This is a genomic window from Rhodoferax sp. (assembly GCF_028715765.1).
Classification (GTDB): domain Bacteria; phylum Pseudomonadota; class Gammaproteobacteria; order Burkholderiales; family Burkholderiaceae_C; genus Rhodoferax.
Map to the genome: position 1 here is coordinate 1 of NZ_JAQURE010000069.1, position 10,964 is coordinate 10,964.

The 10,964-nt window shown below is 59.2% G+C and carries 10 protein-coding genes; 3 read left to right on the top strand and 7 right to left on the bottom strand.

The annotated features are described in order from the left end of the window. Nucleotides 1-2,797: excinuclease ABC subunit UvrA (locus tag PHT20_RS15495; RefSeq protein WP_301021224.1), on the bottom strand; the 2,797-nt coding region annotated here is incomplete at its 3' end. Nucleotides 2,798-2,919: 122 nt separating this feature from the next. On the opposite strand from PHT20_RS15495, the gene PHT20_RS15500 reads away from it, so the two are divergent. Next, complete coding sequence (locus tag PHT20_RS15500; protein ID WP_301021225.1) at nt 2,920-4,023, top strand: ABC transporter substrate-binding protein; 1,104 nt, start codon at nt 2,920-2,922, stop codon at nt 4,021-4,023. Here the strand turns inward: PHT20_RS15500 and PHT20_RS15505 are convergent. Both PHT20_RS15505 and PHT20_RS15510 read right to left on the bottom strand, forming a co-directional pair. Beyond that, the gene (locus PHT20_RS15505) at nt 4,013-4,591 is read right to left on the bottom strand and encodes a lytic transglycosylase domain-containing protein (RefSeq protein WP_301021231.1); all 579 of its coding nucleotides are present in this window, start codon (nt 4,589-4,591) and stop codon (nt 4,013-4,015) included. The two genes, PHT20_RS15500 and PHT20_RS15505, sit on opposite strands and share 11 nt — an antisense overlap. Before the next feature lie 149 nt (nt 4,592-4,740). Next, nucleotides 4,741-6,483: a proline--tRNA ligase gene (locus PHT20_RS15510; RefSeq protein ID WP_301021226.1), complete on the bottom strand. Its 1,743-nt coding sequence runs from the start codon at nt 6,481-6,483 to the stop codon at nt 4,741-4,743. A 91-nt stretch (nt 6,484-6,574) separates the two neighbouring features. Between PHT20_RS15510 and PHT20_RS15515 the strand changes: the two genes are divergently transcribed. After that, on the top strand, nt 6,575-7,192 hold the full coding sequence (locus PHT20_RS15515; RefSeq protein ID WP_300083149.1) for an RNA pyrophosphohydrolase: 618 nt from the start codon (nt 6,575-6,577) through the stop codon (nt 7,190-7,192). Next, nucleotides 7,185-7,664 (top strand): CNP1-like family protein, encoded by a 480-nt coding sequence (locus PHT20_RS15520; protein ID WP_301021227.1) that lies wholly within the window; start codon nt 7,185-7,187, stop codon nt 7,662-7,664. The genes PHT20_RS15515 and PHT20_RS15520 overlap by 8 nt, the downstream gene beginning before the upstream one ends. Before the next feature lie 121 nt (nt 7,665-7,785). Here PHT20_RS15520 and proB read toward each other — a convergent pair whose 3' ends face one another. The 4 genes from proB to rplU all read right to left on the bottom strand — a co-directional run bounded on the left by proB (nt 7,786) and on the right by rplU (nt 10,768). Beyond that, complete coding sequence (gene proB, locus PHT20_RS15525; RefSeq protein ID WP_301021228.1) at nt 7,786-8,928, bottom strand: glutamate 5-kinase; 1,143 nt, start codon at nt 8,926-8,928, stop codon at nt 7,786-7,788. A 54-nt stretch (nt 8,929-8,982) separates the two neighbouring features. Beyond that, nucleotides 8,983-10,056 (bottom strand): Obg family GTPase CgtA, encoded by a 1,074-nt coding sequence (cgtA, locus tag PHT20_RS15530; RefSeq protein WP_301021229.1) that lies wholly within the window; start codon nt 10,054-10,056, stop codon nt 8,983-8,985. A 130-nt stretch (nt 10,057-10,186) separates the two neighbouring features. Next, nucleotides 10,187-10,444, bottom strand: coding sequence for a 50S ribosomal protein L27 (gene rpmA / locus PHT20_RS15535; protein ID WP_301021230.1), 258 nt, complete (start codon nt 10,442-10,444; stop codon nt 10,187-10,189). Between the two features lie 12 nt (nt 10,445-10,456). Then, a complete protein-coding gene (rplU, locus tag PHT20_RS15540) occupies nt 10,457-10,768 on the bottom strand; it encodes a 50S ribosomal protein L21 (protein ID WP_223904920.1) in 312 nt (103 codons plus the stop codon). Nucleotides 10,769-10,964 lie beyond the last annotated feature (196 nt).

Consider the following 10,964-nt stretch of genomic DNA (forward strand, 5'->3'; position numbering starts at 1 on the left):
CTTCCGATCTCACCTCCACATCAGCATTAGCTTTAACTGGCTCCGCAAAACTGGGGTCAGAGCCCAATTCGGGACGGCGTTCAGGTTTTTGCGAGAGGCTGTAACCCGTATTGGGATCTGACCCCATTTCTGCTCCACTGCGCTCAATCGTGATTTCCAGGATTTCCGGGCGGTAGCGTTTGCCATCGCAGTCCGGGCAACGCAGGTACACGTCGCTTAAAAACTGCATCTCGACATGCTCAAAGCCAGAGCCGCCGCAGGTGGGGCAGCGGCCGTCGCCGTTGTTGAAGCTGAATTTGGTGGCGGTGTAGCCGCGCTGCTGTGCCAGTGGCGTGCAGGCAAACAAGGTGCGAATGGCATCCCACGCACCGACAAAACTCACCGGGTTGGATCGCGCCGTTTTGCCAATGGGCGATTGGTCTACAAACACCACGTCGCTGAGCTGCTCGGCGCCCAGCAAGCGCTCAAACGCGCCCGGCGTGTCGGTAGCCTTGCCAAAATGTCGCAACAGCGCCGGTGCCAGGGTGTCCTGAATCAGCGTCGACTTGCCCGAGCCACTCACGCCCGAGATGACCACCAGGCGCTGCAGCGGAATCTCAACACTGATGTTTTTCAGGTTGTGGTCACACGCGCCTTCCAGAATCAGCCGCGGCGTGTTGGCCGCCACCAGCCGCTTGAACCCCATGCCCACGGTTTTTCGCCCGCCCAGATAAGCGCCGGTCAAGGTGTCGGCATGGCACAAATCGGCGGTAGACCCGTCAAACACAATCTGCCCGCCACGCTCACCGGGGCCTGGGCCCATGTCGATCATGCGGTCGGCAGCCAGCATCACAGCCGGGTCGTGCTCCACCACCACCAGCGTGTTGCCGGCGTCGCGCAGGCGCTGCATGGCGGTGATGATGCGACCCATGTCGCGCGGGTGCAGGCCAATGCTGGGCTCATCCAGCACAAACAAAGTGTTGACCAGTGACGTGCCCAGCGCCGTGGTCAGGTTGATGCGCTGCACCTCGCCGCCGCTCAAGGTGCGGCTTTGGCGGTCCAGCGTGAGGTAGCCAATGCCGACCTCGCACAGGTACTTCAGGCGCGTACTGATTTCTTCAAACAGCAGTTTCAGGGTTTTGCTGTCTGTCTCAGAGACTGGCTGTGCTTGCTGCACCAGTGCAGGGGTTGGCGCATTGGCTTGGCTTGAGGTGTCAGCAGTGTCTCCAGGCTTATCGACCTGGGTTGTCGTTGCAGTTGGGTTTGCTCCTTCCCCCGCTGGGGGAAGGTTGGGATGAGGGCTGACTGCCTGCCCCCTCCCCTGCCCTCCCCCAGCGGGGGTGGGAGCGAGAGAAGCAAAAAAGCGCCGCAGCTTATCCAGCGGCAGCAGCATCAAATCATGCAGACACAGCCCCGGCAGCGCTTCCAGCTGGGCGCGCGTCCAGGCCACACCGTGGGGCATGAAGCGTTTGGCGGGTGCCAGCACCGCGTCCGCATCGGCTTGGGTGCCAATGCGCCACAGCAGGCTTTCGGTTTTCAGGCGGGCACCGGCGCAATCTGGACACTCGGTGTAGCTGCGGTATTTGGACAGCAGCACACGAATGTGCATTTTGTAGGCCTTGGTTTCCAGGTATTCAAAAAAGCGCTTGATGCCATACCACTTTCTGCCCCACTGGCCGTCTCGGTAACCGGCCTCGCCGTGAATCACCCAATGCTGCTGCTCTGGGCTCAGGCGCACCCAGGGCGTGTCGCGAGGAATGCCATGCAGCTCGGCATGGCGCATCAGGTCGTCCTGACACTCCAACCAAGCCGGTGTTTGCAGCGGCTTGATGGCACCGGCACGCAGCGTGAGCTTGTCGTTGGGAATGACCAGGCCATAGTCCACACCGATGACGCGGCCAAAGCCACGGCAGGTGTCGCAGGCGCCCACCGCCGAGTTGAACGAAAACGCCGAGGCGATGGGGTCGGTGTAGCGCTGGTTGCTCTCGGGGCAATGCAGGCCGGTGGAAAAACGCCAGATTTCAACAGCATCTATAACTACATTATCAATAGCTGCTTGCGCTCTATCCATAAGCGCTAGAGGCTGATTTAACACATAAACACTGAGGCGACCACCGCCGTGTTTCAGGGCCACTTCAATGGCCTCCAGCGCGCGCGCACGCTCAGCCGCGCCCAAGCGAAAGCGGTCAGCCACCACGTCCAATACCTTGCGCTGGTCTACCACCCGTTCGGCCTGCACCTTGGTAAAGCCGCTCACCGACAACCACTGCGCAACTTCTTCAGGCGTGGCGCTGGCGGGCAGCTCTACCGCAAAGGTGATTGCCAGCCGCACATCGGCAGCGTCGGTCACCTGATCCAGCTGACCGCTTGCGACCAAGGCGATGGCACGCGACAGCAGCTCGGCGTAAATGGTCTCGGGCGTGTCGTGGCGTACCAGTTGTGCGGTGGCGCGGTCAAACAAACTGCCAGCGCGGGCAAACAGCAGTTTCAGATGGTCATTGAGCTCGGTCATGGTGCCCACCGTGCTGCGGCTGCTTCGCACCGGATTGGTCTGGTCAATGGCAATGGCCGGGGGCACGCCTTCGACCTTGTCCACCGCTGGCTTGTCCATTCGGTCGAGAAACTGGCGCGCGTAGGCGCTGAAGGTTTCCACATAACGCCGCTGGCCCTCGGCAAACAGGGTGTCAAACACCAGGCTGGACTTGCCCGAGCCGCTGGGGCCAGTGACCACGGTGAGCTCACCGGTGCGGATGTCCAGGTCGAGGTTTTTGAGGTTGTGCTGGCGCGCGCCGCGGATGCGGATGGTTCCCTGTGACATGCGTGGTTCCCGGGTGATGAGGGCATTGATTCTAGGGACAGGGGTCACCCCGGCGCAGGCTAAGGGATATCCGTCAAGACAAGCCCGCTAGCAACTGCTAGACTGAAAAAAAGGAGTTCAACATGAACATCAAAGCGGCGTTGGCGCTAACTTTAGGATGGGCACTGAGCGGGGGTCATGCCCTGGCACAGGTGCTAATTGGGCAAACCGTGGGGGTGACCGGCACCGTGGCTGCCACGGTCAAAGAGTCCATGCTCGGGGCCAACTTGTACCTGGACAGCGTCAACGCCAAAGGCGGTATTTTTGGCGACAAGATTCAGGTCATCACGCTGGATGACAAGTTTGACACCAAACTCACCCTGGCCAACGCCAAAATCCTGATTGATGAACGCAAGGTACTGGCCTTGTTCATGACCCGTGGCACGCCACACACACAGGGTATTTTGCCGCTGCTGAAAGAAAACGGTGTGCCTCTGGTGGGACCCTCCACCGGGGCGATGGTGTTCCATCAACCGGTGCAGCCGTATGTGTTTAACGTGCGCGCCACGTACCAGCGCGAGGCCGAAAAAGCCATCACCCACCTGGCCACCATCGGCATCACTCGCATTGCCCTGGTGCATGTGGACGACACCTTTGGCAGCGATGCCCTGGCAGGGGCGCAAAAGGGCATGACCGCCAACAAGCTCACGCCCGTGGTGCTGTCCAAATTTGACCGCAGCAAGCCCGATTTTTCAACCATTGCCCCGGCGGTGGTGAAAGCCGAGGCACAAGCCGTGATGGTGATTGGCTCGGGCACAGCAGTGGTGCAGGGCATCAAGCAAATCAAGGCCGCTGGTAGCGGCGCACAGTTCATCACCCTGTCCAACAATGCCTCAGAAGGCTTCGTCAAGCTGCTGGGTGAGCAGGGGCGCGGTGTCATCGTGACGCAAGTTTTTCCGCAAAGCTTTGGCTACACGCTGGTGAAAGATGCCACGCAACTGGCCAAATCCAAAGGCATTGAGGTGCTTAGCCCGGCCATGCTGGAGGGCTATGCGTCGGCCAAGGTGCTGGTCGAGGCGCTGCGCCGCAGCGGCGCCAAACCAACGCGTGAAAAACTGCTGGCCAGCCTGGACAATTTCAAATACGACATTGGCGGGCTGGAGGTGAGCTACGACAAAGGCAACCACTCCGGACTGGACTTTGCCGACTTGTCCATCATCACCGCCAATGGCAAATTCAGACGCTGAAGCGCCAGTTTTTTTGCGCTGCAAACACCGCGTTGGGATATTGCGGCTGGCCGCGCGAGCCGTTGTAGCGGCCCAGCGCCAAAAACAGGTCGCCGCGCTCGCGCTCCAGGTAGTGCCGCAAAATCACGCAGCCAAAACGCAAATTGGTTTGCATGTGAAACAGTTTGCCCGCATCGCCATCGCCCAGCACGCGCGTCCAAAACGGCATCACCTGCATGTAGCCACGCGCGCCAACGCGGCTGACGGCATATTTGCGGAAATTGCTCTCCACCTGAATCAAACCCAGCACCAGCGACACCTCCAGCCCGGCGCGTTTGGATTCGTACCAGACGGTTTGCAGGAATTCTTTGCGGGTGTTCCAGTCAGACTTTTTGGGCTTCAGGCGTTCGCTCATCGCCCCCAGCCAGCGCAGGTAGGCCATGCGTGATTCAGTGTCAAGAAACTCAGGAACCGGCGGCGCGTGGTTGGCAATGGCCGAACTCAAAGCCGTGCGTACCGCATCTACCAGCGGTTCTTCGACTTGCGCACCAGCCCAAGAACACTCTGATAAAAATAGCTGCCCACCCATTATCCATAAGGGTGAGAGGCCTAAAACGCTTGAAAAAAATGCCCGCCGTGCCAGCTGGGCACGTGGCGCTGTCTGCGCTGTCTGCGCCGCCCCCTCAGGGCGAAGACCCAGGTTGGCAAACCGCATGGGCATCGGTGCCAACGCGGGACTCACACCTTCAGCAAAGCCAGCAATTTGGCCACGATGTCAGCCACCGGCACGGCGCTTGCCACGGCATCACGGCGGTGCTGGTACTCCACATTGCCTTCTTTCAGAGCGCGGTCGCCGACGTTGACGCGGTGTGGCACGCCAATGAGTTCCCAGTCGGCAAACATCGCGCCCGGGCGCTCGCCACGATCGTCCAGCATCACATCCACGCCAGCGGCCAACAGTTCGGTGTAAAGCGCGTCCGACGTGACTTTGACTTCAGGCGAGCGCTCGGCGTTGATGGGGCAAATCACCACCGTGAATGGGGCCAGTGCGTCGGGCCAGATGATGCCGCGCTCGTCGTGGTTTTGCTCGATGGCTGCGGCTGGCAGGCGCGTGATGCCAATGCCGTAGCAGCCCATTTCCATGAACTGGGGTTTGCCGTTTTGGTCCAAAAACGTGGCCTTCATGGCTTCACTGTATTTGGTACCCAGGTAAAACACGTGGCCGACTTCAATGCCACGCTCAATCGCCAACACACCACAGCCGTCGGGCGAGGCGTCACCGGCCACCACGTTGCGCAGGTCGGCCACCAGCTCGGGTTCGGGCAGGTCACGACCCCAGTTGACGCCGGTGAGGTGAAAGTCAGGTTCGTTGGCACCGCAAACCCAGTCGCTCATCACCGCCACATCGCGGTCGACCACCAGCTTGACGGGTTTGAGCAGGTTCAGCGGCCCCAGATAACCCGGTTGGCAACCAAAGTGGTCTTCAATTTCTGCCACGCTGGCAAAGCGGAAAGCCGCCAGACCGGGCAGTTTGTTGACCTTGACTTCGTTCATGTCGTGGTCGCCACGCAGCAGCAGCAACCAGACTTGCGTTTTGACCACTTCGCCCGTATCGCTGAGCGTGTCGGTGGCCAGCACCAGAGATTTGACGGTTTGCGCCAGTGGCAAGCCCAGCAGCTCAGCCACATCCGCACAAGTGCTCTTGCCGGGTGTGGGGGTTTTGGCCATGGCTTGCGTGGCAGCAGCGCGTGGGTCAGCCGGTGCCTGGGCTTCGGCTTTTTCCATGTTGGCGGCGTAGTTGCTACCCGGGCAGTAGACGATGGCGTCTTCGCCGGTGGCGGCAATCACCTGAAATTCTTCGCTCAAATCGCCACCAATGGCACCACTGTCGGCAGCCACAGCGCGGTAGGTCAGGCCAAAACGGTCAAAAATGCGGCGGTAGGCGGCAGCCATGACCTGGTAGCTGGCTTTGGCGCTGGCCTGATCTCGGTCAAAGCTGTAGGCGTCTTTCATGATGAACTCACGCCCGCGCATCAGGCCAAAACGTGGGCGGCGTTCGTCGCGGAACTTGGTCTGGATTTGGTAGAAATTTTTGGGCAACTGTTTGTAGCTGCGAATTTCCTGGCGTGCGATGTCGGTCACCACCTCCTCGCTGGTGGGCTGAATCACAAAGTCGTTCATGTGGCGGTCGCGGATGCGCAGCAGCTCTGGCCCCATCTTCTCAAAGCGACCCGTTTCCTGCCACAGCTCAGCGGGTTGCACCACCGGCATGCACAGCTCCACGGCGCCGGCGCGGTTCATTTCCTCGCGCACGATGGCTTCCACTTTTTTCACCACGCGCAGGCCCATGGGCATCAGGGTGTAGATGCCTGCGCCGAGCTTTTTGATCATGCCAGCGCGCATCATCAGTTTGTGACTGACCACTTCGGCGTCGGCCGGGGCTTCTTTGAGGGTGGAAATGAAGAATTGAGAGGCTTTCATGGGCTAATCCAGCGAGATGTCAGGGTTTTGGCTCTTGATGCACAGCATGTGCTGTGCATAATCAATGCAATTTAAAAATTGGGGTTTGATTATGCTTGACCGAGACGGCTTTAGGCCGAACGTCGGCATCGTCTTGCTCAACCAGAAAAATCAGGTGTTTTGGGGTAAGCGTATTCGGACGCACTCCTGGCAGTTTCCGCAAGGTGGCATTGACCGGGGCGAAACCCCAGAGCAAGCCATGGTGCGGGAATTGCATGAAGAAGTTGGGCTGCTGCGCGAACACATTCGCATTGTGGCCCGCACCCGTGACTGGTTGCGCTACGAGGTGCCAGACCGCTTTATTCGGCGCGATTCGCGTGGCTTTTACAAAGGGCAAAAACAGATTTGGTTTTTGCTGCAACTGGTGGGGCACGACTGGGATTTGAACCTGCGTGCCACCAACCACCCGGAGTTTGATGCCTGGCGCTGGAACGACTACTGGGTGCCGCTGGAGGCCGTAGTTGAATTCAAGCGCGAGGTCTATGTGACAGCGCTGACCGAGCTGTCGCGCTACCTGCCGCGCAATGAGCACCGCAACCGCTTTTTGCGCCAAGGCTTGCGCACCGCGGAGGCCGAGCAAATGTGTGCAGACATTCCAGAGGCGCGTTTTGAACTCCCCCCTGGTGCCACGTTTGAGCCTGACCCACACACTGGAAACTCGCATGCGTAAGCTTTTCACCCTTTGTTTTTTGACCTTCGCTGCGGGTCAAGTGTTGGCACAAGTGGCCGCGCTTGACCCTGACTGGCAAGAGTCTGAGGCGGCGGCGCCCCCGGCCTTCAGTGCAGCGCACCTGGTGGCGATTGACATGCCGCACTATGTGAGTCTGAAGTTCGGTGTCGACCCCGCCACCCTGAGCATCACCCCCGACGGCATCGTGCGCTATGTGATGGTGGCGCAAAACGCCACCGGCTCGGTCAACGCCATGTACGAGGGCATTCGGTGCGCCACCGGTCAGGTGAAAACCTACGCCCGCAGTGCTTCGAACGGGGCGTGGGCTTTGGTCAAAGAGCCACAGTGGCGCGACTTGAGCGACAACATGCCCTCCAAACATGCCATCGCCTTTGCCCGCCAAGGTGCCTGCGACGGCCGTGCCGCGGCCGCCAGTTCGGTGGCAGACATTCTCAAAGCGCTGAAGAAATAAGCCAACTGGCCTGTTCGAAGGGAGCCGAGCCTGGCTAGGCTAGTCGGCCAGCCTCATGCTTGAAATGCCTTGTAGGGATGACTTCAGCCATCCTTGGAAGGTTGAAACCCGCCCGCCAGGGTCAGGGGTTGCGGCTGAGCACCAGGTTGTCACGGTGCACCATTTCGGGCTCGGCGGAATAACCCAACAGGGCTTCAAATGCGCTTGAGGGCTTGCGGCAGATCAGACGCGCCTCAGAGCTGGCGTAGTTGGCCAGGCCGCGCGCGATCTCGGTGCCGGCCAGATCCCGAATGGCGATGACGTCGCCGCGCGAAAAATCGCCCTCCACCGCGGTCATGCCAATCGGCAGCAGGCTGGAGCCCTCGCCGCGCAGCTTGGCCACAGCGCCATCGTCCACGCTGACAGAGCCACGCAGTTGCAAGTGATCCGCCATCCACTGTTTACGCGCCTGGGTTTTTTGCGTGGGTGCCACCAGCAGCGTGCCAATGGCTTCACCTTGGCTCAAGCGCAGCAAGGCATCAGGCTCGCGGCCCCAGGCAATCACCGTGGACGCGCCAGAACCCGCCGCCCGCTTGGCCGCCAAAATTTTGGTGATCATGCCGCCCCGCCCCAAACTGGAACCCGCGCCGCCGGCCATGGCTTCCAGTGCCGCGTCTCCCGCTTGCCCCACATGCACAAACGTGGCAGCGGGGTCTTTGCGCGGGTCGGCGGTGTACAGGCCTTTTTGGTCGGTCAAGATGATCAGCGCATCGGCCTCCACCAAATTGGCCACCAATGCGCCCAGCGTGTCGTTGTCGCCAAACTTGATTTCGTCATTGACCACCGTGTCGTTTTCATTGATGACCGGCACCACGCCCAGCTTGAGCAAGGTCAGCAAAGTGGAACGGGCATTGAGGTAACGCTCGCGGTCGGCCAGGTCGGCATGGGTCAACAACACCTGGGCACTGCCCAGACCGTTTTGGCGCAGCTTGGTTTCATACATTTGCGCCAAACCCATTTGGCCGACAGCAGCAGCGGCTTGCAGCTCGTGAATTTCGTGTGGGCGCGTGGTCCAGCCCAGGCGCTTCATGCCTTCGGCAATGGCACCGCTGGAGACCATGATGACCTCGCGCCCACTGGCGACCAGCACCGCCATTTGACGACACCATTCGCCAATGGCCACCTCGTCGAGTCCACGCCCCTCGTTGGTGACCAAGCTGGAACCCACTTTGACCACCACGCGGCGTGCGTCGCGCAGTGCAGCACATTCAGATTTATATGTCATATTGACCTCTACCGCACGTAGATTAAGCGTGAGCAGCTATTTAATCATGAGCATTCAATGCTCGTCTTCAGGCGCTGCAAAACGTGGGTCTACCACCTCAGGGGTTTGCTCAAGTTGCTGCTGGGCGCTGATGTGCTTGAACACGGTCTTGATCAGCGGCTCGCAACCTTCGCGGGTGAGTGCCGAGATTTCAAACACCGGCCCCTTCCACTTGAAGCGCTTGACAAAATCTTTGACCAAGGCGGCACGTTCTTCCAGCGGCACCATGTCAAGCTTGTTGAGCACCAGCCAGCGCGGCTTGGCATAGAGCGCTGGATCGTATTTTTTAAGCTCATTGACAATCGCTTTGGCCTGCGCCACGGTGTCCACAGCATCGTCAAAAGGCGCCATGTCCACAATGTGCAAGAGCAAGCGGGTGCGCTGCAAATGGCGCAAAAACAGGTGTCCCAAACCGGCGCCGTCTGAGGCACCTTCAATCAAGCCCGGTAAATCAGCCACCACAAAACTTTGCTCAGGACCAACGCGCACCACGCCCAAATTGGGGTGCAGCGTGGTGAAGGGGTAGTCGGCAATGCGCGGACGGGCGTTGGAGATGGCGGTGATCAGCGTCGATTTGCCGGCATTGGGCATGCCCAGCAAGCCGACATCAGCCAGCACCTTCAACTCCAATTTGAGGTTGCGCTTTTCACCCGGCCAGCCCGGTGTTTTTTGACGCGGCGCGCGGTTGATGGCGCTTTTGTAGCGCAGGTTGCCAAAGCCACCATCACCCCCTTTGGCGATGGTGATGACTTCACCTGGCGTGAGTAATTCAAACAGCACCTCACCGGTTTCCGCATCAGAAATGATGGTGCCCACGGGCATTTTCAGGGTGATGTCATCGCCTGCGGCGCCAAACATGTCGGAGCCCATGCCGTGCTGACCACGTTGCGCGTCGTGGCGACGAGAAAAGCGGTAGTCCACCAAGGTGTTGAGGTTTTCGTCAGCCACCGCGAAGACGTGGCCACCGCGGCCACCGTCGCCACCATTGGGGCCGCCGAACTCTTTGTATTTTTCATGCCGAAACGAGACGCAGCCAGCGCCACCATCTCCAGCGGAGACATCAATGTAGGCTTCGTCTACGAATTTCATGGGGTCAACCTTAAAGATGAGAAGTGACAAAAAAAGCTGCTGAATGGACGGCCTGCGCTATTTTTGGTGAATCCTAGAAACGAAAAACCCCGCGCTAGGCGCAGGGTCTTGTGAGGGAGTAACCCAGCGTTTAGGCGGGTGTCACGCTCACGGTAGGGCGATTGAGAGCACCTTTGGTGGCAAAAGACACGTGGCCTTCTGTCAATGCAAACAAAGTGTGGTCTTTGCCAATGCCCACATTCACGCCCGGGTGGAATTGCGTGCCACGTTGGCGAACGATGATCGCGCCAGCGCTGATCAGTTGACCACCGTACATCTTCACACCGAGCATTTTGGGCTTGGAATCGCGCCCGTTTCGCGTCGAGCCGCCGCCTTTTTTGTGTGCCATGACTCTTGCTCCTTATGCTGTGATCGCGCCAATCAGCAGCTCGGTGAACTGTTGACGATGACCTTGACGTTTTTGATAGTGCTTGCGACGGCGCATTTTGAAAATGCTGACCTTGTCGTGTTTGCCGTGCGTCACGACCGTGACGCTCACAGATGCACCGGACACCAAGGGTGTGCCAACCTTCAATTCAGCGCCGCTACCGACTGCCAAAACCTGGTCGATCACAATTTCTTGGCCTACATCCGCAGCAATCTGTTCTACTTTAATTTTTTCGCCAGTAGCAACTCTGTATTGTTTGCCACCAGTTTTTATGACCGCGTACATAATAACCTCTTAAAAATGCTCTGCAAACGAATTTTTACAGAGCCTAAGATTATTACACAAGTCGTTTAAGGGTGCGATTCAAACTGATGTGCCGTAAAGTACGGTTCCTCCACCAAAGCGAAAGGCCAGAGATGACAGGCAAAAGCCAGATGAGTGACGAAGAGATGTTGCGTCGTTTGGGAACCCACCCTGAGAT

What these genes read in the sequence shown, in the direction of transcription:
- PHT20_RS15500 (WP_301021225.1), top strand. Translation starts at nt 2,920, where the DNA reads ATGAACATCAAAGCGGCGTTGGCGCTAACTTTAGGATGGGCACTGAGC.
- PHT20_RS15505 (WP_301021231.1), bottom strand. Translation starts at nt 4,591, where the DNA reads ATGGGTGGGCAGCTATTTTTATCAGAGTGTTCTTGGGCTGGTGCGCAA.
- PHT20_RS15510 (WP_301021226.1), bottom strand. Translation starts at nt 6,483, where the DNA reads ATGAAAGCCTCTCAATTCTTCATTTCCACCCTCAAAGAAGCCCCGGCC.
- PHT20_RS15515 (WP_300083149.1), top strand. Translation starts at nt 6,575, where the DNA reads ATGCTTGACCGAGACGGCTTTAGGCCGAACGTCGGCATCGTCTTGCTC.
- PHT20_RS15520 (WP_301021227.1), top strand. Translation starts at nt 7,185, where the DNA reads ATGCGTAAGCTTTTCACCCTTTGTTTTTTGACCTTCGCTGCGGGTCAA.
- proB (WP_301021228.1), bottom strand. Translation starts at nt 8,928, where the DNA reads ATGACATATAAATCTGAATGTGCTGCACTGCGCGACGCACGCCGCGTG.
- cgtA (WP_301021229.1), bottom strand. Translation starts at nt 10,056, where the DNA reads ATGAAATTCGTAGACGAAGCCTACATTGATGTCTCCGCTGGAGATGGT.
- rpmA (WP_301021230.1), bottom strand. Translation starts at nt 10,444, where the DNA reads ATGGCACACAAAAAAGGCGGCGGCTCGACGCGAAACGGGCGCGATTCC.
- rplU (WP_223904920.1), bottom strand. Translation starts at nt 10,768, where the DNA reads ATGTACGCGGTCATAAAAACTGGTGGCAAACAATACAGAGTTGCTACT.